23 protein-coding genes are annotated in these 25,227 nt (G+C 62.4%); 16 read left to right on the top strand and 7 right to left on the bottom strand.

What is annotated here, in order from left to right; translation table 11 throughout:
* A partial coding sequence (locus tag HDG37_RS40115; RefSeq protein ID WP_311541617.1) for an ESPR-type extended signal peptide-containing protein occupies window positions 1-1,062 on the bottom strand: 1,062 nt, incomplete at its 3' end.
* Between the two features lie 656 nt (window positions 1,063-1,718).
* On the opposite strand from HDG37_RS40115, the gene HDG37_RS40465 reads away from it, so the two are divergent.
* The 5 genes from HDG37_RS40465 to HDG37_RS29430 all read left to right on the top strand — a co-directional run bounded on the left by HDG37_RS40465 (window position 1,719) and on the right by HDG37_RS29430 (window position 7,049).
* A complete protein-coding gene (locus HDG37_RS40465) occupies window positions 1,719-2,183 on the top strand; it encodes a hypothetical protein (RefSeq protein WP_184053773.1) in 465 nt (154 codons plus the stop codon).
* Between the two features lie 118 nt (window positions 2,184-2,301).
* Complete coding sequence (locus HDG37_RS29445) at window positions 2,302-3,417, top strand: OpgC domain-containing protein (RefSeq protein WP_184053770.1); 1,116 nt, start codon at window positions 2,302-2,304, stop codon at window positions 3,415-3,417.
* Entirely contained in the window at window positions 3,414-5,108 is a 1,695-nt protein-coding gene (locus tag HDG37_RS29440) for a tannase/feruloyl esterase family alpha/beta hydrolase (protein ID WP_184053768.1), read from the top strand. The genes HDG37_RS29445 and HDG37_RS29440 overlap by 4 nt, the downstream gene beginning before the upstream one ends.
* Window positions 5,109-5,364: 256 nt before the next feature.
* Window positions 5,365-6,291 (top strand): ABC transporter ATP-binding protein, encoded by a 927-nt coding sequence (locus tag HDG37_RS29435; RefSeq protein WP_090810431.1) that lies wholly within the window; start codon window positions 5,365-5,367, stop codon window positions 6,289-6,291.
* Window positions 6,288-7,049 carry an ABC transporter permease gene (locus HDG37_RS29430; protein ID WP_184053764.1) on the top strand — a complete coding sequence of 254 codons (762 nt, stop codon included), beginning with the start codon at window positions 6,288-6,290 and terminating at the stop codon, window positions 7,047-7,049. The genes HDG37_RS29435 and HDG37_RS29430 overlap by 4 nt, the downstream gene beginning before the upstream one ends.
* An 82-nt stretch (window positions 7,050-7,131) precedes the next feature.
* Here HDG37_RS29430 and HDG37_RS29425 read toward each other — a convergent pair whose 3' ends face one another.
* Window positions 7,132-8,133 carry a LuxR family transcriptional regulator gene (locus HDG37_RS29425; protein WP_184053761.1) on the bottom strand — a complete coding sequence of 334 codons (1,002 nt, stop codon included), beginning with the start codon at window positions 8,131-8,133 and terminating at the stop codon, window positions 7,132-7,134.
* Window positions 8,134-8,315: 182 nt separating this feature from the next.
* Here HDG37_RS29425 and HDG37_RS29420 point away from each other — a divergent pair, with 182 nt between their 5' ends.
* From HDG37_RS29420 to HDG37_RS29410, 3 genes are all read left to right on the top strand, one after another.
* A complete protein-coding gene (locus HDG37_RS29420; RefSeq protein WP_184037292.1) occupies window positions 8,316-9,227 on the top strand; it encodes an AraC family transcriptional regulator in 912 nt (303 codons plus the stop codon).
* Between the two features lie 300 nt (window positions 9,228-9,527).
* The gene (locus HDG37_RS29415; protein ID WP_018424716.1) at window positions 9,528-9,953 is read left to right on the top strand and encodes a DUF3830 family protein; all 426 of its coding nucleotides are present in this window, start codon (window positions 9,528-9,530) and stop codon (window positions 9,951-9,953) included.
* Between the two features lie 131 nt (window positions 9,954-10,084).
* A complete protein-coding gene (locus HDG37_RS29410) occupies window positions 10,085-11,119 on the top strand; it encodes an SGNH/GDSL hydrolase family protein (RefSeq protein WP_184053758.1) in 1,035 nt (344 codons plus the stop codon).
* Window positions 11,120-11,193: 74 nt separating this feature from the next.
* Here the strand turns inward: HDG37_RS29410 and HDG37_RS29405 are convergent, their stop codons facing one another.
* The 3 genes from HDG37_RS29405 to shiA form a co-directional block, all read right to left on the bottom strand.
* A complete protein-coding gene (locus tag HDG37_RS29405) occupies window positions 11,194-11,322 on the bottom strand; it encodes an oxalate:formate antiporter (protein WP_090809263.1) in 129 nt (42 codons plus the stop codon).
* 10 nt (window positions 11,323-11,332) lie between these two features.
* A complete protein-coding gene (locus HDG37_RS29400) occupies window positions 11,333-12,736 on the bottom strand; it encodes an OFA family MFS transporter (protein ID WP_184053755.1) in 1,404 nt (467 codons plus the stop codon).
* Window positions 12,737-13,150: 414 nt separating this feature from the next.
* A complete protein-coding gene (shiA, locus tag HDG37_RS29395) occupies window positions 13,151-14,470 on the bottom strand; it encodes a shikimate transporter (protein WP_184053752.1) in 1,320 nt (439 codons plus the stop codon).
* Window positions 14,471-14,844: 374 nt separating this feature from the next.
* On the opposite strand from shiA, the gene HDG37_RS29390 reads away from it, so the two are divergent.
* The 6 genes from HDG37_RS29390 (at window position 14,845) to HDG37_RS29365 (ending at window position 20,979) form a co-directional block, all read left to right on the top strand.
* Complete coding sequence (locus HDG37_RS29390) at window positions 14,845-15,063, top strand: hypothetical protein (protein WP_184053750.1); 219 nt, start codon at window positions 14,845-14,847, stop codon at window positions 15,061-15,063.
* Window positions 15,041-15,760 (top strand): GntR family transcriptional regulator, encoded by a 720-nt coding sequence (locus tag HDG37_RS29385; RefSeq protein WP_013091210.1) that lies wholly within the window; start codon window positions 15,041-15,043, stop codon window positions 15,758-15,760. Before HDG37_RS29390 ends, HDG37_RS29385 begins: the two co-directional genes overlap by 23 nt.
* 458 nt (window positions 15,761-16,218) lie before the next feature.
* Window positions 16,219-17,982 (top strand): thiamine pyrophosphate-binding protein, encoded by a 1,764-nt coding sequence (locus HDG37_RS29380; protein ID WP_184053747.1) that lies wholly within the window; start codon window positions 16,219-16,221, stop codon window positions 17,980-17,982.
* A 24-nt stretch (window positions 17,983-18,006) separates the two neighbouring features.
* Window positions 18,007-19,254: a formyl-CoA transferase gene (gene frc, locus HDG37_RS29375; RefSeq protein ID WP_184053744.1), complete on the top strand. Its 1,248-nt coding sequence runs from the start codon at window positions 18,007-18,009 to the stop codon at window positions 19,252-19,254.
* Between the two features lie 9 nt (window positions 19,255-19,263).
* A complete protein-coding gene (locus HDG37_RS29370) occupies window positions 19,264-20,079 on the top strand; it encodes a fumarylacetoacetate hydrolase family protein (protein ID WP_184037269.1) in 816 nt (271 codons plus the stop codon).
* A 54-nt stretch (window positions 20,080-20,133) separates the two neighbouring features.
* Complete coding sequence (locus HDG37_RS29365) at window positions 20,134-20,979, top strand: NAD(P)(+) transhydrogenase (Re/Si-specific) subunit beta (RefSeq protein ID WP_184053741.1); 846 nt, start codon at window positions 20,134-20,136, stop codon at window positions 20,977-20,979.
* A gap of 90 nt (window positions 20,980-21,069) precedes the next feature.
* Here the strand turns inward: HDG37_RS29365 and HDG37_RS29360 are convergent, their stop codons facing one another.
* Complete coding sequence (locus tag HDG37_RS29360) at window positions 21,070-21,390, bottom strand: hypothetical protein (protein WP_184053738.1); 321 nt, start codon at window positions 21,388-21,390, stop codon at window positions 21,070-21,072.
* A gap of 96 nt (window positions 21,391-21,486) precedes the next feature.
* A complete protein-coding gene (locus HDG37_RS29355; protein ID WP_184053735.1) occupies window positions 21,487-22,434 on the bottom strand; it encodes a LysR family transcriptional regulator in 948 nt (315 codons plus the stop codon).
* Between the two features lie 371 nt (window positions 22,435-22,805).
* Between HDG37_RS29355 and oxlT the strand changes: the two genes are divergently transcribed.
* Together oxlT and HDG37_RS29345 are read left to right on the top strand one after the other, a co-directional pair.
* Complete coding sequence (oxlT, locus tag HDG37_RS29350) at window positions 22,806-24,155, top strand: oxalate/formate MFS antiporter (protein ID WP_184053732.1); 1,350 nt, start codon at window positions 22,806-22,808, stop codon at window positions 24,153-24,155.
* A gap of 30 nt (window positions 24,156-24,185) precedes the next feature.
* On the top strand, window positions 24,186-25,169 hold the full coding sequence (locus tag HDG37_RS29345) for a LysR family transcriptional regulator (RefSeq protein WP_184053729.1): 984 nt from the start codon (window positions 24,186-24,188) through the stop codon (window positions 25,167-25,169).
* Window positions 25,170-25,227: the final 58 nt, after the last annotated feature.

The following is a 25,227-nucleotide window of genomic DNA, read 5'->3' as shown; positions in this document are numbered from 1 at the left end:
CGCTTCGGTGCTGGTGTCGCTCAGCGCACCGGCCTTCACGCCGCTCAGCGTGCGCGCGCCCTCAGTGCCACCGAAATCCACCGTCGTGCCGTCCAGATCCCTGGCCACCGTGATGTTCCGGGTCGCTGCGTCGTGCTGCACCAGACCGATCGTGCCGTCGTTCAGGTTGTCGGTGACGTTCGTGATGTCGCCACTCATCTTCGTGATGTCGGCTTTGTTGATCGCGATGTCCTTGCTGTTGTCGAGCGCGATGTTGTGGATCATCACCAGGCCATCGTTGAGGTTATCGATGAACCAGGCGTTGCGGCGCACGCTTTCGTCGATGTTGGCAAACGCGTCACCCACGTTGTTGACCGTCGTACCGCCAACGCTGTAGCTCGGCGCGCTGATCGTGCCGTCCGACTCGATCGCCGCCCCACCGCCTAGCGCATTCACCACTCCGCCGAGCTGGCTCAGATTGACGGCATCCGTACTTTGGGTACCTGCAGCCAGGTTCACAATCTGGCGTTGGCCGGTGGACGTGCCTACCGACACCGTATTCGCCCGGTCGGCCACCGAATTCACGCCCAAAGCTACGCTATTGGTCGCGGTGACCGTGCTCCCGAAACCGAGCGCCACAGAATCTGAGGCACTCACGGTTGAAGCTGGGCCGAAAGCTGCCGAGCGATCACCGTTGACAACGGCCATTTCGCCGAGCGCAATCGTGCCACCCCCGTTCGCCTCGGCTGAATCGCCGATGGCAATGGCCGAGCTACCGTCATAATTAACGTCGCCTTTAGCGTTTGCACCAGCACCAATCGCTATCGATCCAGGAGTGCTGGCAGAAGCAGCGACGGCGGTGCTGGTCGAATTGTCAATAGCAATGTTGCCATAGGCGCCAATAGGGTTCGCAACTTTAGCAGCAGCATTCCCACTGTAGCCGGCAATCACACCCAAGGCTACGCCGATGCTACCCATCACGCAGCGTGACTTGCTGCGCTTGCCGCGACGTGCAGTGTGCTCGGATGCAGCCACCCACGACCCAAGGGCTTCACTCCAGATGCTGACATAGGACTTGTTCATGACATGATTCCTTTTAAAGTTTGAAAAAGAACTGAGGTATGCGAACTAATGCCAAATCGCCGTTGCCATTTCTTGCTGTTCGATATCAGCTGCAAAAACGGGGGCGATGACGATCCAGAAAGCTCATGGCCGCAGTAAGAATCGGCCAGATTTCTGCCGAGTCAATCTGGGGCAGGCCTTTGCTAAATCTCTGTAACTGGGTTCAGTCTATATTTTTGAGATTGGATAAAAATAGGACCGGTCCGAATCGGCGCGGGCCGGTATTTGAGCGCTGCAGCGCTTGAGATGGCGGCACTGCCTGCTAACGCGGAGAGCGTGGCAAGGTCAGAAATCTTGACGGGACGGCAGATAGTGGAAAGGGTGCCCTATGTGTTTCATCAACTGTCAACAGTTCAGCGATGCCCGTCGCCAATGCTTGCGCTAACGAGTGCAACCGCGCGCCGAACGGGTTTCAGTCGAGCTTCACGTAACAGGCGACGACCAGAAGTGAAGGCGGGGACAGGCGCAAACCGCAACGCCGCCCGCCACAGGCGGCTCAATCGACATCAAACACGCAACGAGTCGGAATCGCCGTATGATGCGGAAATCATTCCTTGCGTCCCTGATTCAGGTCCGCCATGCCATCACAGAGCACAGATTCCAGCAGGCATGGACGCGTGGTTCACACGCTCAACCGCGACTCACGCGTTGATGAGCCGAGCAGGCTGAACCGCTATCAGCTGACGCTCGTCATGGGCGCGGGCGTCGCGGTCTCGTTTGTCCTGGTGCTGTTGACCGGCGTTGTGCTGAAATCGACCTTCACGGACTACGTCGAGGATCGCTATACCGATTTCGCTCTCCGGCAGACTCGCCTGCAGCTGGAGTTTCTCGAGCGGGAAAGAACGCTGAGAGCCGCCATCCTCCATGAAGATATCGAGTTCAGTCCCGTGTTGATCAACAGCGTGCCACAGCAGGTAAGGCTCGCCGCGCAACGTCGCAAATACTTCTGCCGTGCACGCCGCAGAGACCCAACTGTGGTCAAGCGGTTAGGTGAGGACAGGAGTGCGACATGGTTTCCGCCAGCCACCGATCCCTTTAGCGAACAGCCCGCCATCGGGCTGGTCATGCCGGCCTTCGCTTGAGCGACGGATCGGACCGAAGCTCGATAAGAAAGCCTGCGTGCGTTCAGGATCGCACCACGCTGATGCGTGGCCATTCACGTTCCTGCGTGCCGCCAGCGCGCATTCTTCGAGAAGACGAATGGAAACCCCAGGCCGTGGCCGTGGACGATCGGTCGAAGTCGATTTCTTTCGCGGTATCGTGCTGATCGTCATCGTGCTCGATCACATTCCCGGCAGCACGCTATCGCATCTGATGCTGCACGCGTACGCGTTGTGCGATTCGGCCGAGGTGTTCGTGTTTCTCGGCGGCTATGCATCGGCGGCGGCGTATACGGCGGTGCTTGCGCATCGCGGCGAACACGCGGCGCAGCTGCGCTTCCTCAAACGCTGCGGGGAGATCTATCGCGCGTATCTGTTGACGGCGATGCTGACGCTCGTGTCCGGCGCGATTCTCGCGCTGCTCGATCTGAATCGGCCGATGGTAGAAATGACCGGCTGGCCGCCGTTCGCGTTGCAGCCATGGCGTCAAGCCTTCGATATCGCGCTGTTGCGCCGGCAACCGTATCTGTCCAGCGTGCTGCCGATGTACGTGCTGTTCGCGCTATGCGTGCCCGTGATGGTGCCGCTCGCGCGCCGCTCTGCATCGCTCGCGCTCGCGGTGAGCGTCGCGGTGTGGGCCGTCGCGCGGCCGCTCGCCGCGTTATTCAGCATTGACGCTGTCGCCGACTGGGCTTTTAATCCGTTTGCGTGGCAACTGATGTTCGTGCTCGGTATGCTGTGCCGCGTCCAGCCGATCAGCGAACGTTTTCATGCGAGCTATACCGCGCAGTGGCTTACGCGCGTCGCGGTGGTCGCGGTGCTTGGCTTCGCGATGGTCAAACTTTTCGTGCTGACGCAGCCTTTGTCCGGCACGCACAAGCAGAATCTTTCAGTGGAACGTGTGATCAATTTCATCGTCATCGCGTGGCTCGCCGCCCAGTTCGTGCGGATGGGCAGTATCGCGTGGCTCGCGAGGCGGCTGCCCGCCGTCGTGACGGTGGGGCGCACCGGACTCGTGTGCTTCGTCACCGGCACGCTGGTGTCGTTGATCATCGACACGGCGACACCGCACACGTTTCACGGCTTTCGCGCGGTGCTGGTCGGGCTCGGCGGCGACCTCGCGGCGATCGGCGCGCTGCTGATGATCGCGCGCGGCTGGAGCGGCTGGAAAGGGCAGCAGTCGGGCGCACAGGCGAATGGCGCGGGTTGCGGATGACACGACGCGAGCGCCGCGGGCGCATCACGACCACGATGCGCACGACGCGCAAGCTCGTTGGACTCGCGACCGTGATGAGTGTCGTCGTGCTCGCGTGGCTCGCGATGCATCGCACGGCCGCGCAGGCCAAAGAGACACCGTTCGCGATGCACTGCGCGGAGTTCGCGGGCGCGGTGCTGTCGCCCGAATTGATCGAGATGCCGACGGCCGGCGCGCTGATCGAAAGCGCGGCAATGATCGGCGCGACCGCGCCGGGCAATCAGCAAGGCGGCGAGTATTGCCGCATCACGGGCCGCATCAAGGCGCTGAATCGGACGACGCCCGACATCCGCTTCGATCTGAATCTGCCGAGTCGCTGGAATGGCCGTGCGTTGCAGATCGGCGGCGGCGGGTACGACGGCGTGGTTGTCAGCGGCACCGGCGTGATGCCGTTCTCGCCGGATCGCGCGCCGCTCGCGCAAGGCTACGCGACGTTCGGTGACGACTCGGGGCATGTCGGCGATTCGTCGCTCGCGGCGTTTGGTCTCGTCGATGAAGCGGTGACGAACTTCGGCTACGCGCATCTGAAGAAAACCCATGACGTCGCGCTCGCGTTGATCGCGCACGCGTACGGCAGGCCGCCGCAGCGCATGTATTTTGCCGGCGGCTCGACGGGGGGCCGCGAAGGCTACACGGTGATGCAGCGCTTCCCCGACGACTACGACGGCGTGATCGCCAATGCGCCCGCGCTGAATTTTTCCGGCGTGCGGCTGATCGGCGTGAAGCTCGGCCAGGCCGAGTACGGTATGCCGGGCGGCTTCGTGCCGCCGGCGCTGCTCGAACGCGTCTATCAACGCACGCTCGAGGTGTGCGACCGGCTCGACGGCATGGCGGACGGCATCGTCAGCGACGTCGAAGCATGTCGCGCGCACGAAGCGCAAATTGTCGATTCGCTGCGTTGCGCGCTGCGCCTTTCATCTGACGATGGGTGTCTGACCGACGCACAACTGGCCACCTTGCTGGCGATGCGCGACGGGCTGTCGCTGCCGTATCGGCTCGCGTGGGAGGTGAGCGGCTATCGCGGCTACAACGTGTTCCAGGGCACGCAACTGACCGGCGCGCTCGGGCTCGCGCATCAGCCGCGGCGTCAACCGGTGCCGACGTTCTATGCGAACGGCTATCTGTTCGCGCAAGGCGACGGCTATCTGCGCTACTTCGTCGCGCGCGATGCGGACTTCGATTCGTTGACGTTCGATCCGCAACGCCCCGGCAAATATCGCGCGCAACTGATCGCGCTGTCGGGCACGATCGGCGCGATGAACCCCGACCTGTCGCGTTACATCGCGCATGGCGGCAAGCTGATCACGCTGCAGGGTCTCGCCGACGAAGTGATCAGCCCGAACCAGACGATCGCATATCACGACGCGCTAGTCGCGCGTTTCGGCAAGGACGAGGTCGATCGCTTCATGCGGCTGTACATGGTGCCGGGGTTTCAGCATGGCAACGGCGTGTTCATTCCATCGGTCGATCTGCTCGGCTCGCTCGACGCGTGGGTCACGCGCGGCGTCGCGCCCGAAACGCTGATGGCCACAGATCTCGCCGCGGCGACGAATGGACGCTCGCGGCCGCTGTGTCGCTATCCCGGGTTTCCGCGCTATCTCGGCCGAGGCAATGTAAATCTGGCGAGTAGTTTTGTCTGTGCGCAGCCCTGAGGTCTGGGTCGTCGCAGCGCCTGTTTGGCCGGCGCGCCGCGCTAGAAAACGTGCGGACCGAGCCGGGGCCCACGCCCGACGAGCCGACAGCCCGAGCGCCACCGCCTTTTCGCGCACGGAGCGCCGCAACCGCACGATCTGTTCGTTCGCTCGCGTGCGCTGCACGCTTTCGCACTTTCCATTACATTGCGGATGCGGCGCATTCCTTCGCGCCGTTTCCTGTCATTCAACAGCGGTGTCGGCCATCATCGAGTCCATGCAGCCAATCGTTTCGGTCACGAATCTGTCGAAAACCTATGCCAGCGGTTTTCAGGCACTGAAGAACATCAATCTGGCGATCCACCGTGGAGAAATCTTCGCGCTGCTCGGGCCGAACGGCGCGGGCAAGACCACGCTGATCAGCATCGTCTGCGGCATCGTCAACGCGAGCGAAGGCGGCGTGACGGTGGACGGCCACGACATCGGCTCCAACTATCGCGCGGCCCGCTCGCTGATCGGCCTCGTGCCGCAGGAGTTGACCACGGACGCGTTCGAAACCGTCTGGGCCACCGTGTCGTTCAGCCGCGGCCTGTTCGGCAAGCCGAAGAACCCCGCTTACATCGAGAAAGTGCTGCGCGACCTGTCGCTCTGGGAGAAGCGCGACAACAAGATCATCACGCTGTCGGGCGGCATGAAGCGGCGCGTGTTGATCGCGAAGGCGCTGTCGCACGAGCCGCGCGTGCTGTTTCTCGACGAGCCGACCGCCGGCGTCGACGTCGAGCTGCGGCGCGACATGTGGAAGCTCGTGCGCTCGCTCGCGGCGAGCGGCGTGACGATCATCCTGACCACGCATTACATCGACGAAGCCGAGGAGATGGCCGACCGCATCGGCGTGATCAACGCGGGCGAAATCATGCTGGTCGAAGAGAAGACCGAGCTGATGCGCAAGCTCGGCACGAAGCAGTTGACGCTGCAACTGGAGAGCCCCCTCGACACGGTGCCGGCTTCGCTCGCCGGCTACGGGCTCGCGGTCGCGAACGGCGGCAACGAACTGACCTACACCTATGAAGGCGAGGGCGGGCGCACCGACATCATCGCGCTGCTGAAATCGCTCGACGACGCCGGTATCCGCTTCAAGGACCTGCACACCACGCAGAGTTCGCTCGAAGACATTTTCGTCAGTCTGCTGCGGGGGAACCCATGAACATCTACGCAATGCGCGCGATCTACAAGTTCGAAATGGCGCGCACGTGGCGCACGCTGATGCAAAGCATCATCGCGCCGGTGATTTCCACGTCGCTGTACTTCGTCGTGTTCGGCTCGGCGATCGGCTCGCGTATCAAGGAAGTGGAGGGCATCAGCTACGGCGCGTTCATCGTGCCGGGTCTGATCATGTTGTCGCTGCTGTCGCAAAGCATCGCGAACGCGTCGTTCGGGATTTACTTCCCGCGCTTCACGGGCACGATCTACGAGCTGCTGTCGGCGCCCGTATCGTATCTGGAGATCGTCGTCAGCTATGTGGGCGCGGCGGCCACCAAGTCGATCCTGCTCGGGCTCATCATTCTCGCGACCGCCGCGCTGTTCGTGCCGTTGCAGATCATCCATCCATTCTGGATGGTGCTGTTTCTCGTGCTGACGGCCGTCACGTTCAGTCTGCTCGGCTTCATCATCGGCATCTGGGCGGACAGCTTCGAGAAGCTGCAACTGGTGCCGCTCCTGATCGTCACGCCGCTCACGTTTCTCGGCGGCGCCTTCTATTCGGTGGACATGCTGCCGCCGTTCTGGCACGCCGTCACGCTGTTCAATCCGATCGTTTATCTGGTCAGCGGATTTCGCTGGAGCTTCTACGAGTTGGGCGACGTCGGCGTCGGCCTGAGTCTCGGCATGACACTGCTGTTCCTCGCGGTGTTCCTCGTGATCGTCGGCTGGATCTTCAGGACCGGCTATCGCTTGAAAAGCTGATAAGACCGCGCGATTAGCAGAGGGCGCGACAGCGAAAAGCCGTCGCGCCCTCTTCATCGATACGCGCAGACGCCGACTACAACTACAACAGATACGCCTGCGCGACATTGATCAACTGCACGCGGTTGCGCACGTTGAACAGCTGCCGCAAGCGCCGCAGATGATAGTCGACGTTATGCGGCGACAGCCCGAGGAAATACGCGATTTCCTTGTCGCGCTGCCCCTGCACGACCGCCTTCAGCACCGCGTGCTGCAGCTTGCTGAGCGCGACGCGCTGCTGCTGCGCGGGCGCGATGCCGATCACGCTTTTCGCGTGCATCCAGATGAACTCATGAATCGAGTGCGCGAACATCAGCGTTTCCGCGACGATCGATTCGGTCATCCAGCGCGGGTTGCCGATCTCCGAATTGAAGCACAGGCTCGCGCTCAGCTCCGGCTCCGGCAGCGGCATCTGCGTGAGAATGCCGCTCTTGCGGCCGGTCGCCTCCAGCATGTCGATCAGCGCGCCGAGCCGCTCGCTGCGCAACTGCGCGCGCGGCAGGTCGGCGCGCAGGTCGGCGGTATTCCACAGAAACGGCATGCCGGTCGGCGACGCGAGCGCGACGCGCGGGTCGAGCTCGAAATAGCGCTCGCGGAAATAGCGCGTGAGCCAGGCCTGCGACTCGTAGCTCGTCAACACGAACATCGTCTTGTGATGCGAAGACGTGCGCGTGGCGGTATAGCTGAACGAGTCGAAGCCCAATTGCCTGATGCGCCGACGCACGAACTCCATGCGGTCCTGCGCGCTGCCGAACCGTCCGAGCGGACCGATCAGCGGCGCGGCCCGCCCCGCCGCGGGCGACGGCGTGCCGATTTCTTCCTCGGTGAACAGAGTCAGAAAGCCACTTCGACCCGCACTATTCGCGGCGCGGGGAGACATCTTCACTGCTTCAGCCGCGTGGGCTGATTGCGCGGCGTGCCGCGCGCCGGCCGGGTAAGCCGGTTGGGCGGATGCCGCTCTCGGGTGTGCTGCCGACGCGTGCCCGGCTTCGCCTTGCGGCGAGCCGGTCAGCCATTGCGGCAGCGTATCGCATTCATGTTCCATGAAACGGTAGCTCCGGCGTTCTAAACGCGTGAAAGACGACAACCTCAATGATTAGCGATTTCGTGAAATGTCGGTAGCCGGTTCCTTGCTATCATTTTTGTGATCTTGCGCTGACAGTGGACCGGCAGTACGGGTACGGCGGCGTTTCTCCTTCCATACGGCACCTCCTTCGAGGGGATGTGATGGCACGAATTCCCAAGCTCACGACGACGCTTGCCTACGACCGCTACATGGCCGGCCAGCGACTCGTGTCGAGCGTGGATCGCGAGTGGCGGCATCTGGTGCTGCGCTCGTATCTCGAGCCGGTGCGGCAAGACCTGCTCGAAGCGCCCGGTTTGCGCGACTTCACGCTGATGACGCTCGCGAGCGGCGCCGAGCATCTCGAACGCAACCTCGGCGGAGCTTGGGAAAGCGCCGATATGCGCGTGAACGACCTGTGGTTCGTGCCGCCCACGCCGATCTCGTGGCGCTGGCATTCGATCAGCGACGAGCCGTTGTCTACGTTGCACGTGCACATCGAGCGCGATTTGATCGACAGCGTCGCGCAACAGATGGGGCTCGACGCGTCGCGTGAACTGTCGCTCGGCGACGCGATGCGCTTCAACGATCCGCTGATCGCCGCGATGCTTGCCGCGCTGCATCGCGCCGCCCGCGATCCAGCCGATTCGCGTCTGTATGTCGATACGCTGGCTCACGCGCTCGCCGCGCACCTGCTGCAGCACTATTCGAGCGGCAACGACGCGCGGCGCGGCGGCGCGACGCGGCCCGAACGGCTGGTGCCGCGCCGGATCCGCCGAGTGACCGAGTACATCCGCACCAATCTCGCCGAAGATCTGGCGATCGCCGAACTGGCCGAGCAGGCCGGCCTAAGCAGTTTTCATTTTGCGCGGGTGTTTCGCCGCGAGACCGGGGAGACGCCGCATCAGTTCGTGACGCGCTTGCGGCTCGAGGAAGCGGCGAGGCTGCTGCGCGCCACGGATCGAACCGTGCTGCAAATCGCGCTCGAAGTTGGCTTCGAGAATGCCAGTCATTTCTCCGTGCAGTTCAAGCGTGGCTATGGTGCGACGCCGCTCGCCTACCGGCTGCGCGCTTGAGATGCACGCCGCCTGATGCTTGCCTGCGCACGCCGTAACGGCTCGCCTTTCTGCGGTAGGAATCACGCACCTGCGCAGTGTGCTTTGCATTGCGCGGCTTGCAAACTACGAACTTTCGTGGCGGCGCGCGGTGCAAACTGGCATGGCACGTGGCGCAAGGCTTCGCGGTTCGGCCGGCCTCCCGCGATCGGACGTGGTCTAACTGGACTGACCGCGACGCCGACAACTGTATCTGTCGAAACCTTGCATCGGACGACAGAATCGAACCGCTTTTGAAACCCACATACTGGATAACGCGCCATGACCCGACTCAAGATGACCGCCTGCGGCCACGCCTTCATCGCCGAAACCCATCCCGATGCGCCGCAGACCGTGGCCGCCTTCCTGAAGCTGCTGCCGTACCGGCAGAAGCTGATCCATGTGCGCTGGAGCGGTGAGGGCTGCTGGGTGCCGCTCGGCGAATTCAAGCTCGAGAACGACGGCGTCGCGGTCGGCTTCGAGAATCACACGAGCCATCCATCGGTCGGCGACATCCTGTTCTATCCGGGCGGCTATAGCGAGACCGAGATCATCCTCGCATATGGCTCCTGCTGCTTCGCGAGCAAGATGGGGCAACTCGCGGGCAATCATTTTCTGACGATCGTCGAAGGCAAGGAAAAACTGCGCGAGCTCGGCACGAAGGTGCTGTGGGAAGGCGCACAGGAGGTGGTGTTCGAGAGGCTTTGAGCGGGCCGCATTTCCTCGCTGGGCATACGCGATGCTTGTTCGAAGAGCCGCGTGCGGTCAGGTACCGATCCGGCACCGACCACGCACGTGAGGCACTCGACACCGCTGGCCCGCCCGGCGAGGAGGAGCAAATGCGAGGCATAAATGACAAGGTCCGCGCTGTAGTTTTTGCCATGTCGATCGTGCTGCTTTCGGCTTGCGGCGGAGGCGGTGACGGCAGCGGCGGGTCGAGTAGCGGCGGCAGCACGGCGGCCGAGCCGGCTGGCGGCGTCAAGCTGCAGGTCGTGTCGTTTGGCGACAGCCTGTCGGACGTCGGGACTTATGCGCCGCTCGCGAGCGCGGTGGGAGGCGGGCGTTTCACGACCAATCCCGGCCAGGTGTGGGCCCAGCAGGTCGCGCAATACTACGGCGATACGCTCAGCGCCGCGTTCACGATCGATTTCACGCATAAGCTGAGTGCGCAGAGCGGCCTCGGTTATGCGGAAGGGGGCTCGACGGTGGCGACGCCGGCGAACCAGTACGACTATCTGAGCGACGTCATCGGCAACATCGAAATGCCTGTCAATCAGCAACTGTCGAGTTATCTGAGCGCTCACGGCAGCTTCAACGCCAATCAGCTCGTGCTCGTGTGGGTGGGCGCGAACGATGTGCTCCGCGCCGGCAACCTGCCCGCCGCGGCGCCGATCGTGCAGGCGGCGGCCACGACGCTCGCCCAGCTCGTCGGGCAGATCGTCCAGAACGGCGGCGCGCATGTGGTGGTGATCAATCTGCCGAATATCGGGCTGTCGCCGAAGGGGCTCGCTTCGGCCGATGGTGGCGCGAACCTCACGCAGTTGTCGCAGCTTTTCAACGCTACGTTGAACGCCGCGTTGCAAACCGATGGGCTGCAATCGAAAGTGATCGAGGTCGATTCGTACACGTGGACGAATCAGGTCATCGGAAGCTTTCAGGCGAACGGTTTTACCGTGTCGAATACGGGGCAGGCCTGCGATCCGAAGAAAACGCCCGATGACACCGCGCTGCTATGTTCGCCGGCGACCTACGTGAGCGCCAATGCGGATCAGACTTACATGTTCGCCGATGATTTGCATCCGACGACGCACATGCATGCGTTGTTTGCGCAGTTCGTCGAGCAGCAGATCGCGCATAGCGGATTGGGGCGGTGAGGGGAGACTACGGCGGGGCGCGCTATCGGCACCCCGCCCCTCAGCCAGGCCGGGGTGCGCACCCCATCAGGTCATCACTTGAACAACTTCATCGCCTGCGTCAGCGTATTGATCACGCCCCAGGCAAGCGGAATCATCACATACACCCAGAACACCGCGAGCATCACCTTGTTGGTCGGATGTACGGTTTGAACGGTCGACATACGGATCTCCTCACGCGCCCTTGGCGACTTGTGCATCGGTCATGTGGTGCTTCTCATCCACACGCTTGACCAGCAGGTTGCAGATAAAGCCGATCACGAGCAGCACGGCCATGATGTGCACGGTCATCGTGTACGCGTCCGCTTTGGCGACGCCGTTCGCGACTTCATATGCGCGGATGTAATTGACGAGCACCGGACCCGCTACACCCGCCGCCGCCCACGCGGTCAGGAGCCGTCCATGAATGCCGCCGACGAACGCTGTACCGAACATGTCGGCGAGATAGGCCGGCACCGTCGCGAAGCCGCCGCCGTACATGGACAGGATGATGCAGTACGTCAGCACGAACAGCGCGATCTGTCCGTTCGCGGCAAAGCTGGGCACGAAGTAGTAGAGCACCGCGCCGAGCACGAAGAAGATGGCGTAGGTGTTCTTGCGACCGATCCAGTCCGATGCCGACGACCAGACGAAACGTCCACCCATGTTGAACAGCGACAGCAATCCGACGAAGCCGGCCGCAGCCGACGCCGTCACGGTGTTCTTGAAGCTCTCCTGGATCATCACCGAGGCCTGGCCGAGAACGCCGATCCCGGCCGTCACGTTCAGGAACAGCACGAACCAGATCAGATAGAACTGCGGTGTTTTCAACGCCTGATCGATATGCACGTGGTTGCGCGAGATCAGCCGGTGCTGCGTGACTTCGGGCGGCGTCCAGCCGGCCGGCTTCCAGTCGGCGGGCGGCACGCGGATCGCGAGGGCGCCGATCGTCATCGAGATGAAGTAGACGATGCCGAGCACGACGAAGGTCTCCGCGACGCCCACGCTCGTTGCGCTATGAAAGTGGTTCATCAGCGCGACCGACAACGGCGCCGCGATCATCGCGCCGCCACCGAAGCCCATGATCGCCATGCCGGTCGCCATGCCGCGGCGGTCCGGGAACCAGCGGATCAGCGTCGACACCGGCGACACATAACCGAGCCCCAGCCCGATCCCGCCGATCACGCCGTAACCGAGATATAGCAGCACGATCTGATGCAGATAGACGCCGAGCGCGGACACCAGGAAGCCGCCGCCGAAACAGCATGCTGCCGTGAACATGGTGCGGCGCGGACCGACATGTTCGAGCCATTTGCCCGCGAATGCCGCCGACAAACCGAGGAACACGATTGCGAGCGAAAAGATCCAGCCGAGCGCGGTCAGCGACCAGTCATCGGGCGCGGACTGGGTGATGCCGATCACCTTGGTCAGCGGTCCGTTGAATACCGAGAACGCATAGGCCTGACCGATGCACAGATGCACGGCGAGCGCCGCGGGGGGCACCATCCAGCGCGAAAAGCCGGGCTGTGCGACGGTGGCCTGTTTGGAAAAAAATGGGGCTGAGCCTCGTTGGCCGCCCGGCTCGCTGATGCTACTCATAAGTGGGTCTCCTTACAGTTGTTCTGTTTATCGGCGCTTCGTGCATATACCTTGAGGCGGCGGAGTGTAACTTGCGCACGCCGTCGCGTCATCGCTATATGTACTTTTATTTCATATGACCTGGATCCACGTACCCAAAATCGTGCCTGGCTCGACAATAGGACGTGGACGATGGCTTCGCAATATGAAGCGCGCGGACATAAGGTGTGAACCTGGTGAACCGCGGGTATTCTTCACGCGATCGTGCAAATCGTGGGACGCTCCGAGCGGGTTGCGTCGTACTTCCGACTAGAGCCACTATGCAAAGTCAGCAATAAAGGAGACGCGCACGACGCGCGGCACAAAAAGAAACGGGCCGGCGCGGCTTCTTCGCCGCGCCGGCCCGTCGTGTATCGACGGCGAGTTCCGCCGGTGTCAATCGATCTTGCGCCCGGTCTTCATGCGTGCTGCAACGAGTACCGAAATCAGACAGCCGATCGCCAGATACGCGGCCACCGGATGCCACGAGCCGCCCGCGAAGCTGACCAGCGCGACCGCGATGAACGGCGTGAATCCGCCGCCGACCACGCTCGCCACCTGATAGCCGACACCCGCGCCGCTATAGCGGTACTCGGTGCCGAACAGCTCGGTGAACATCGGCTGCTGGACGCTGACGACCATGTCGTGCGCGATGTTGGCAAGCATCACCGCGAACACGACGATCCATACTGTCGAACGCGCTTCGAGCGCGAGGAAGAACGGCACCGCGCTGAACACGCCGACCAGCGCGCCGATCATATAGATGCGACGGCGGCCGAAGCGATCCGCGAGCCACGCGAAGCACGGAATCGTCACGCAGCTGAGCGCGCCGACGACGAAGCCGATCGTCAGGAAAAACTCGCGCGGCATGTGCAGGTTGGTGGTCGAGTAGCTCAGTGCGAACGCGGTCACGATGTACATCGTGAACAGCTCGGCGAGCCGCAGCGCGATGATCAGCAGGAAGGCTTTCGGATGGCGCAGCAGCGCTTCGACGATCGGCAGGCGCACACGGCGCTCGGCATGCTGGCCGACTTTCTCGACGAACTCCTGAGATTCCTCCATGCTCGAGCGGATCCACAGCGCGATCAGCACCAGTACGACGCTGAACAGAAACGGCAGACGCCAGCCCCAGCTGAGGAACGCGGCGTTGTCCATCGAGCGGCTGATCAGCGCGACGAGTCCCGTCGACAGCACGAGCCCGACGCCGTAGCCGACCTGCACGCCGCTGCTGTAGAAGGCCTTCTTTTTCTCGGGCGCGCTTTCGACGGCCATCAACGCCGCGCCGCCCCATTCCCCGCCGACCGCAAAGCCCTGGATTGCGCGCAGCGTGACGAGCAGCACCGGCGCCAACCAGCCGATCGTCGAGAACGCGGGCAGCAGACCGATTGCGGCCGTCGACAGACCCATCATCATCACGGTGAGCACGAGCATGCGCTTGCGTCCGAGCCGGTCGCCGTAATGGCCGAACACGAAGCCGCCGAGCGGCCGGAACAGAAAGCCGACGCCGAAGGTCGCGAACGCGGCAAGCGTGCCCATCGCCGGGCCGACGTTCGGGAAGAACTCGGCGTTGAACACGAGCGCGGCGACGATGCCGTACAACAGGAAGTCGTACCAGTCGACCACGGCGCCGATAAAGCTGCCGAGCGCGGCCTTGCGAGCCCGACTGCGCGCATTGCGGTGATTGGCCACTGCGGCCTGCGGGTGGGTGGTGCTCATCGAGTCTCCTTCAATGTGATATGTGCTTTAATCGATCGCGCCGCCCGGGCAAGGGTTTCGACGCGATCGATCTGGGGAGGGAATGTCCGGAAGGTTAATGACGCGAACCGGAATTCACAATCCGGGCGATGGAGAAAATGCGCGATCATCGCTCGCGGCTGCGCGAATAGCGCGCGTTTTGCGTGTTTACACCGAGCGCCACGCAGAACCGTCGCGGGGAATGATGTGGGCGCACCCACGCAGCGCGCGGCGTGCTAACGTGAAAGTAATCTTAAAAACAACAGCCATTGATATACTACATACCGAATATTGAAAAATGCGGCGTTGCAGCATATGATTGGGGGATCAATCTTCTCAATCATCCGGAGTTACACGTGGAATTCGTGCCTCTTGCGCTGTTCGCCATGGCCGTCGTTGGGTTGGGCTGTGCCGCCACCGTTCTGCTGACCGACTGGATTCCCGAATCGGTCGCTTCACCTGCATCGCAACATGGCCGCTTCGTGGGTCTGGGCGAGCAGCGCGGCAAAACGGCGGCGCCGAATCGCGCGCGTGTTCAAGCAGAGGCGATGAATGTCGTCAGAACTTCCAACTGAAACAGTGGCCACCCCGTTGACCCTGTCGTTGCAGCCAATCGGCGCGAGTGCGAGCTTGCGCGATCAGGCCTATGCGATGCTGCGTCAGGCAATCGCCGACGCGGATATCTACCAGAATCGCGAAGAAATCCGTCTCGACGAGCGCGTGCTCAGCGAATCGCTCGGCGTGAGCCGCACGCCGGTGCGCGAGGCGATGACGCTGCTCGAGCAGGAAGGCTTCCTGCGCATGGTGCCGCGGCGTGGCATCTACATCGTGCGCAAGAGTAAACGCGAAATCGTCGAGATGATCCAGATGTGGGCCGCGCTCGAAAGCATGGCCGCGCGACTCGCCACGCTGCATGCGACCGACGAGGAAATCGGCCGCTTGCGCCATATGTTCGACAATTTCCGCGACACGACGCCGGCCGAGCATATCGCCGAGTATTCGGACGCGAACATCGCGTTTCATCAGGCGATCGTCGAGCTGTCGAAGTCGCAGATCATTCTCGACACGATCAAGAACATCTTCATCCACGTGCGCGCGATCCGGCGCATGACCATCTCGCAGAGCGACCGGGCCGCGCGCTCCATCGTCGATCATCTGCGCATCATCGAGGCGCTCGAAAAGCGCGATACCGAACTCGCCGAGCGGCTCACGCGCCAGCATTCGCTCGATCTCGCGGCGTTCGTCGAAGCCAATTGCGATTTCCTCGACTAATGGCGGCGTAGACGCTGCCTGGCTGCTGATTGCGAAAAGCCCGCGTGTGCAAGCACCGCGGGCTTTTTTGCGTGCGCGCACTTCGAGCGATGCGCAGGTCGCGCGGCGGCGAACGGCAAACAAAACGAGGTCGCCGCCGCGCTGCGGGATAAACCTCGCTTGACGGTCATGAAAATATGGTATGTGATATATCAACAATGACCGGTGCAACGCACGACCTGGTGTTTTCCCTTGAAATGACTGTCGCAGAGCCTTGTAGATTCGGGCGCAAAGCTGCGGCCGGCAAGCTCGAACAGCACAAACTTCGCGCCGTCTATGTCTCGAAATTGCCCTTGAAGGAATGTGATATATCACATACGGTATCTTCGAAGCCGTGAGACGTCGGTGCAACCGGACGTATATCGAAGCGGACGCGTCCGTCGATAACCGTTGCACATCCGATTGATGAGGAGATGACCATGTCTGCAGTTGTTTCATCCCTGAGTCCGGCCACGGCCACCACGACCGCCGACGACACGCTCAAGCAGAAGACCCGCGAGGCGGGCGTCGTGTCGGGCGGCCATCTGGTCGCAAAGGCGCTGAAAAACGAGGGGGTCGACACGATCTTCACGCTGTGCGGCGGCCACATCATCGATATCTACGACGGCTGCGTCGACGAAGGCATCCGCATCATCGACGTGCGCCACGAGCAGGTCGCCGCGCACGCGGCCGACGGCTACGCGCGCCAGACCGGCAAGCTCGGCTGCGTGGTGACGACCGCCGGCCCCGGTTGCACGAACGCGGTGACCGGCATCGCGACCGCGTTCCGCTCGGAAAGCCCGATCCTGCACATCGGCGGGCAGGGCGCGCTGACGCAGCACAAGATGGGCTCGCTGCAGGACCTGCCGCACGTCGACATCATGGCGCCGATCACGAAGTTCGCCGCGAGCGTGTCGAGCACCGAGCGCGTCGCGGACATGATCTCGATGGCCGCGCGCGAATGCTTCAACGGCGCGCCCGGTCCCGCCTACCTGGAAATTCCGCGCGACGTGCTCGACCGCGAAGTCGACGCGTCGCGCGCGATCGTGCCGCGGCCGGGCCAATATCGCGCGTCGACGAAATCGATCGGCGACCCGCGCGACATCGAGAAACTGGCGGACATTCTCGTCGATGCGGAACGCCCCGCGATCCTGTACGGCCAGCAGGTGTGGACCGCGCGCGGTCACGAGGAAGCGATCGCGCTGCTGCGCGGCATCGAGATTCCCGGCTATTTCAATGGCGCGAGCCGCGGGCTGCTGCCGCCCGGCGATCCGCATCATTTCGATCGCACGCGTTCGCAGGCGTTCGCGAACGCCGACGTGCTGATCGTGGTCGGCACGCCGTTCGATTTCCGCATGGGTTACGGCCGACGCATCAGCAAGGAATTGACGCTGGTGCAGATCGATATGGACTATCGAACCGTCGGCAAGAATCGCGATATCGATCTGGGTCTGGTCGGCGATCCGGGCGCGATCCTCGCCGCGGTGCTGCAGGCCGCGAGCGGTCGTATCAAGGACGACAAGCGTCAGGCGCGCCGCAAATGGATGGCGCAGTTGCGCGACGCCGAAGCGAGCGCAACCGAAAAACTGATGCCGCTGTTCCGCTCGAACAGCACGCCGATTCATCCGTATCGCGTCGCGTACGAACTCAACGAATTCCTGTCCGACGACACCGTCTATATCGGCGACGGCGGCGACGTCGTGACGATCTCCGCGCAAGCGGTGCGCCCGCGCCGCCCCGGCCAGTGGATGGACCCCGGCGCGCTCGGCTCGCTCGGCGTCGGCACCGGCTTCGCGCTGGCGGCGAAGCTCGCGCATCCGCACAAGGAAGTGCTCTGCTATTACGGCGACGGCTCGTTCGGCATGACCGCGTTCGACATGGAAACCGCGAACCGCTTCGGCGCACCGTATCTCGCGGTGATCGGCAACAACTCGGCGATGAACCAGATCCGCTACGGCCAGCTTGCCAAATACGGCGAAGAACGCGGCAACGTCGGCAATCTGCTCGGCGACGTGCCGTTCAGCAAATTCGCCGAAATGCTCGGCGGCTATGGCGAGGAAGTGCGCGATCCCGCGCAGATCGCGAGCGCGCTACAGCGTGCGCGCGAAGCGATTCATCGCACCGGCCGCTCGGCGGTGGTCAACATCTGGGTCGACCCGCGCGAGTACGCACCGGGCACGAAGAACCAGACCATGTACAAATAACCCTCATCGTTCAGGAGATACGACATGGCCAAGGCACTCGACGGTGTGCGCATCCTCGATTTCACGCATGTGCAATCGGGGCCGACCTGCACGCAATTGCTCGCATGGTTCGGCGCGGACGTGATCAAGGTGGAACGGGCAGGCGCGGGCGACATCACGCGCGAGCAGCTGCGCGATATTCCCGACGTGGATAGCCTGTACTTCACGATGCTCAATCACAACAAGCGCTCGGTCACGATCGACACCAAGCATCCGGAAGGCAAGCAGGTGCTCGAAGCGCTGATCCAGAAATGCGACGTACTGGTCGAAAACTTCGCACCGGGCGCGCTCGACCGGATGGGCTTTACGTGGGAGCGGATTCAGGAATTGAATCCGCGCATGATCGTCGCCTCGGTGAAGGGCTTCGGTCCCGGTCCTTACGAGGACTGCAAAGTCTATGAAAACGTCGCGCAATGCGCGGGCGGCGCGGCGTCGACCACCGGCTTCGACGACGGGCCGCCGGTCGTGACCGGCGCGCAGATCGGCGACAGCGGCACGGGGCTGCATCTCGCGCTCGGCATCGTCACTGCGCTCTATCAACGCACGCATACCGGACGCGGCCAGCGCGTGCTCGCGGCCATGCAGGACGGCGTGCTCAATCTGTGCCGCGTCAAACTGCGAGACCAGCAGCGGCTCGACCGTACCGGCGTGATGAAGGAGTATCCGCAATATCCGAACGGCACGTTCGGCGAAGCGGTGCCGCGCGCGGGCAATGCGTCGGGCGGCGGCCAGCCGGGCTGGATTCTGAAATGCAAAGGGTGGGAGACCGACCCCAACGCCTATATCTACTTCATCACGCAGGCGCCCGTGTGGGCGAAGATCTGCAACGTGATCGGCAAGGAGGAGTGGGCCACGGACCCCGACTACGCGACGGCGCCCGCGCGCCTGCCGCGCTTGAAGGAGATCTTCGCCGAAATCGAACGCTGGACGATGACGAAGACCAAGTTCGAGGCGATGCAGATCCTGAACGAATACGACATTCCGTGCGGCCCGATCCTGTCGATGAAGGAAATTGCCGAGGAGCCGTCGCTGCGCAAAACCGGCACGATCGTCGAAGTCGATCATCCGAAGCGCGGCAAGTATCTGACAGTGGGCAATCCCATCAAGCTGTCCGACAGCCCGACCGACGTCAAACGCTCGCCGCTGCTTGGCGAACATACCGATGAAGTGATGGCCGAGCTCGGTTATTCGGCCGAGCAGATCGCGGCGCTGCGCACGGCGCGCGCAATCTAGGAGCGAGGCATGCAGACGTGGATGCGGTTCATGTCGGGCGACGGCGGCATCGTGTTCGGCCGTGTCGAAGGCGCCTATCTGCACGAGTACGAAAGTCTCGCGCAGCCGGTGCCGACCGGCGCAGTACTGTCGCTGCGCGCATTGACGCCGTTGGCGCCGTGCTCGCCCGGCAAGATCGTCGCGTTGTGGAATAACTATCACGCGCTCGCGGCGAAGCTCGACAAACCCGTGCCCACGCATCCGCTGTTTCTGCTGAAGCCGGCGGCGTCGGTGATCGGCGCGGGCGAGCCGATCCGCCGGCCGCGTCACTACGCGGGCAAGATCGTCTACGAAGGCGAACTCGGCATCGTGATCGGCCAGCGTTGCCGCGACGTGGATGCGCAGCAGGCGGAGGCGGCGATCTTCGGCTACACGCTCGTCAACGACGTCACCGCCGCCGATCTGCTTAACGAGAATCCGCATTTTCCGCAGTGGTGTCGCGCGAAGAGCTTCGATACCTTCTGTTGCCTGGGTCCGGCCATCGTCTCCGGTTTCGACTGGCGGGCGGCGCGCCTCCTGACCACGCTCGACGGCGCCGAGCGTCAGAACTATCCGCTCGCCGATATGGTCTTTTCGCCGGCCGAGCAGGTGAGTCTGATATCGCAGGATCTGACGCTCGAACCCGGCGACGTGATTGCGTGCGGCACCTCGGTGGGCGTGGGGTCGATCAAGGACGGTGCAACGGTCTCGATCACGATCGATGGGATAGGCACGCTGACCAACACCTTGAGCGCGGCGCAGCGCGACGAGCCACGGCGATCGGGCGATACCGCGAACGTCGGTTGACGAGGGCCGGACCTCGCGGCTCTTGCCTTTTCATCGCATCACGGAGGATCACGCATGCCGCAAGCCTGTGGGAGTGCCGTGTGGATGGACCTGTTGCTGCTGCTCGCCGTGACTGTCGCCGCGGCGTTGATTGCGGTGCTGATGGTGGCGTTGGCCGGGCTCTCGCGACGACAGTTCGGCCGACGTTCGGCGCAGCGGCACTCATGGGTGCGCGAACGCGATCTGACACGCAGGCCCCGGATGCTTGCATTGCTTGGCAGCGGCATCGGTTTGGCGGTCGCGTCGACAGGCTTTACGCGCTACCTGTTGGCAGCGGCGCGCGAGAACAGCGAACGCATCGAACTGTTTGCAGCCGTGTCGATCGGCGCGCTGCTCTTTGCGATCTCGGCGATTGCGTTCTGCAAGCTGCGCGGCGCATTGCAACTCGAGGCGGTCGCGCGGCCGGGACATCACGTCGTCAATCTGTTTGCGCTGTTTTTATGCGGATGGCTCGGTTACGGCTTCGTCACTGAACAGGCACAGCCATTCGGACTCGCGGCATTGCTCGCGACGGGCGCGCTGGCGTTGGCAATGGGCGTGCATCTGATGCTGAGCCGCGAGTACTCGGCCGATCCCGCTCACGCGGCGAATCGCGTCAGTTGCGCGGCGCGCATGTATGCCTTCGCCGCGCGTAGCGATGGCCTGGCGATCGGCAAGCCGGGCCTGCTCGCGAACATCGAGTGGCATGGCGGGGAAGAGCAGACGTGGGCGCTTCGCGATGTCACGCCGGCGATGATGCGCGTGAGCGCCTCTGCAGATAGTCGGGATGGGCGTGATGGTAGACGCGGCAACGGCCGCCAGCGCGACTGTGCACGCCAATCTGCGCACGAGCGGCCGATTCATTTCACTACACGTCGCTGATCAATGATGCATGCGCCGCCAGGAGACCTGATTGCCAATAGCGAAGACGGCGGGACGATGATCCCGCCGCCCGAGTCTTTTTCGATGCTTCTAGTCGCCCACGGTCGCGGCGAATTCGCTGTAGTACTGCGTCTTCCTATGCAGAATCAGTTGCGCGAGAAAGTCGGCATCGTACGCCCGATGCAGGTGGCTGTGATAGCGCTCGATATAAGCGGTGATTCGCGCCAACTCGCCATTGAACTCTTTCAGCATGTCGAGCGTCGCACGGTCCCAGCGAAACCGCAGCCCAAGATCGCTGAACGCGGCATTGTAGGCGCTCAAATGCGCATCGTCGGACTGGTCTTCGTGATCCGCCGCCGCTGTGCGAGCGTTGCGTGTACTGATACGGGATTCAACCGGAGCGTGGTTCATGATCGGCCTCCTCGGCTCGCAAGTGAAAGAACTCGCTTGCAGCATAGAAGTCGCGATCAATTTGCAATAGTTAAAGTTTTATTGGCTTTCCATAGCCTACGGCTTATGCACGCTCAGTTCCTTCACGCGGGTGATCTTTTCGATCAGATTGGCGCCTTCCTCCATCAGGAAGCGTTTGAAGGCGACGGCAACCGGTGGCAGACGCTTGTTCTTCCGATGCACGACATACCAATTGAGCATGATCGGAAAGGTTTCGACGTCGAGCACGACCAGATGACCCAGTTGCAATTCGAGGCTGATCGTATGGGCGGACAGAAACGCGATGCCCATGCCGGCGATGACCGCCTGCTTGATCGTCTCGGTGCTCTTGATCTCCATCGCAATCTTCAGATTGGACAGCCGGCCGGCAAAACCTTCTTCCATCGAATTCCACGTGTCCGAGCCGCGTTCGCGCACGATGAACGCTTCGTTCGCGAGTTGACTGAAGCGGATATTGCGCTTGTGCGCAAGCGGATGAGTGGGCGCCGCGACGATTACGTACGGGTGCGGCGCGAACGGTTCATTGGTCGCGTCGGTTTCGTGCGGCGGACGCACCATGACCGCGAGGTCGGTCTGATTGGTCGCCAGTTGATGAAGCAGTTCTTCGCGGTTGTGTACCGCGAGATTCAGTTCCACACCCGAATAGCGACGCGTGAATTCGGCGAGAAGGCGCGGAAAGAAATAGTCGCCCGCGCTAATCACCGCAACATTCAGTTTGCCGCCGGAGACGCCCTTCAACTGGCTCATCGCTTCGTCGACTTCATGGAACTGCTGCATGATCGCGCGGCTGTAGTGGAGCATTTCCGTGCCGGCCGGCGTCAGATAGATCTTCTTGCCGAGTTGCTCGAACAGAGGCAGCCCCGCATGTTCCTCGAGTTGCCGGACCTGGGTGGAAACGGCCGGCTGAGTCAGATGCAATTCCTCCGCGGCGCGCGAAAAACTCAGGTGGCGCGCTACCGTTTCAAAGACCTTCAGTTGCCGCAGCGTTGCATTGCGCATCGTCATGGTCGATGTATAAGGAAACGTGAATCAACATAATAACAAACTTTAATTATGAGTAATTCAGCAATGACCCTAGCATGAAACCTATAACAAGCCGAATAGCCGCTGTAATACGCGGGTTAACGCATAGATATGTGGTGTGGCGGACTCAATAGCGGGGAATAACCCGTAATGCTTACCGGCTGAAGCGTGGTTCTGGTCGGAATAAAGCAAGAATTTTATAGAAGACGAGTTCTGGGGATCTGCGGAAACACAAAAGCGTCAATTGAGATTTTTCCCGAATAGCGAGGTTCTCGGGCCATAACGATAAGGCGGGACACATCCAGCGCGGCGCGTAAGCCGGCTGCACTAAATAAATAGTGGAGACAAGGCTCATGAACGATATCACCCAGCAATCGACGACCCGTATGTCCTGGCGTAACCGATGGTGGCAACTCGTCATCGGCATGGTATGCATGGCGCTGGTGGCGAATCTGCAATATGCGTGGACGTTATTCGTGGCTCCTATGCATGCGCGGCATCACTGGAGCGAGGCGTCGATCCAGCTCGCGTTCTCGATCTTCATTCTGACCGAGACGTGGCTCGTGCCGTTCGAGGGCTGGCTCGTCGATCGATTCGGGCCGCGCCCGGTGGTGGCAGCCGGCGCGGTATGCGCGGGTTTGTCGTGGATTCTCAATTCGCATGCGACCACGCTCGGCATGTTGTATTTCGCCGCGGTGATTGGCGGGATAGGCGCGGGCGGTGTGTATGGAACATGCGTCGGCAACGCGCTCAAATGGTTTCCCGACCGGCGCGGTCTCGCCGCGGGTTTGACGGCCGCGGGCTTTGGCGCAGGCGCGGCGCTGACGGTGATTCCGATTGCGAACATGATTACGCGCCGCGGCTATGAAGAGACGTTCCTGTTCTTCGGCATCGTGCAAGGCGTCAGCATTCTGCTGCTCGCGATGCTCCTGACGCGGCCGATCTTGCGTCAGCCAGGGGTACGCAAGAGCCGCTTCGCGGTGTCGAAGGTCGATTTCACCTCGCGCCAGATGATCAGGACGCCAGTATTCTGGGTGATCTACGCGTCGTTCGTCGCGGTCGCGGCGGGCGGCTTGATGGCGACCGCGCAGATCGGCCCGATCGCGAAAGACTGGGGCATAGCGCGCATTCCGATGACGGTCTTCGGCGCGACGTTGCCGCTGCTGACCCTCACGCTGTCGATCGACAATATCTTCAACGGCTTGACGCGTCCGCTGTGCGGCTTCATCTCCGACAAGATCGGCCGTGAAAACACGATGTTCGTGATCTTCATCGGCGAGGGGCTCGCGTTGCTCGGCATGATGCAGTTCGGCAGCAATCCGTATGCGTTCATGGTCTTTGCCGCGCTGATCTTCGTGTTCTGGGGCGAGATCTTCTCGATCTTCCCGGCGACTTGCGCCGATACGTTCGGCAGCAAGTACGCGGCCGCCAATGCCGGCACGTTGTACACCGCGAAGGGCACGGCCTCGTTGCTGGTGCCGATCGCGTCCGTACTCGCGGCGACGGGCGGCTGGAGCCTTGTCTTCGTCTTTGCCGCCGTCATCACGATCGCAGCCGGCATTTCCGCGAAGTTCATCCTTAAGCCGATGCGCGAGCGTTGGATCGAATCGCACAACGAACCTCAGGGCGCGCTGGCCGTCGCGGGTCATGGCAATGGCAATGCGTCGCGAATGAGTCACTGGCCCGAACAGTCTGGCGAATAACGTGAGCGTCGCGCGCCCGGAACCGACGCCATGAATGTTTCGCTGCAGCAACTCAAGGTATTCGTCGCGGTCGCGCGCGAGCGCAGTTTCACGCGCGCGGCGCGCGAGTTCGATCTGACGCAGTCGGCCGTGAGCCGTTGCGTGCGTGAACTGGAAGACGCGGTCGAATTGAAGCTGTTCGATCGCACGACACGCCAGGTCGAACTGACGAATGCGGGTGCGAGTCTCGAGAGAAGAATTGGCCGGCTGCTCGACGAAATCGAGTTGACGCTGCTCGAAGAGCGCGCTGCTTATGACGGACACACGGGCGTCGTCTTATTCGCGAGTAATCCGGTGTTGTCATCGGGCTGGGTGCCCCAGGCTTTGGCGCAATGCGCGTCGGTTTTTCCCGAGCTGGTCGTATCGGTCAAGGATCAACCTCAAAGCAGCGTACTGGCCAGTGTCGAGCAGGGCGAGGTGGATTTCGGCGCGGTCTGTGTGACTGCACCTGTCGATAGTCCTCTACTGCACGCTCAGGTACTTTTCACTACGCCACTGCATGCGGTGCTTCCATCCGCGCATCCGCTAGCGCGGCAAGACAGCATCGGATGGCACGCGTTGCGCGAATGTCCGCTGATAACGCTGAATGCCGATACTGGCGTGCGCGCCGCGCTCGCACCGGTACTCGCCGCGAACGGATCGAAGCGCCGGCCGTTGCAGGAACTCGGACACGTTGCGACGGTAGCGCGCATGGTCGAATTGGGACTGGGTGTCGGCGTATTGCCTGTCGATGCGCATTGGCCTTCGCCGGGCGCTTCGTTGGTGAGTCGTCCGCTGGTCCCCGAAACGGCATTGACGACGGTGCTCGTGCACCGCAGAAATCGCTCGCTTCGTCCCAATGCGGCTGCTGCGTGGGCGCAGTTCGTTGCGTCGACGACTGATCATTCGTCGATCGCGAACGAAGCGCCTGCCGCAGCCGCGACGCCAAGCTTCAACTGGCGGTCCGTGCGGCAAAGCCTGTTGCCGGAACCTTAGACAGGGGCCGACCAAAAAGCTTGCGCGACGCGCGGCATTCGATCGATGCGCCGTCAGT

Source organism: Paraburkholderia sp. MM5384-R2 (genome assembly GCF_014201025.1).
Classification (GTDB): domain Bacteria; phylum Pseudomonadota; class Gammaproteobacteria; order Burkholderiales; family Burkholderiaceae; genus Paraburkholderia; species Paraburkholderia tuberum.
Note: the sequence above shows the minus strand (reverse complement) of the source record. Positions and strands in the feature narration are given on the sequence as shown.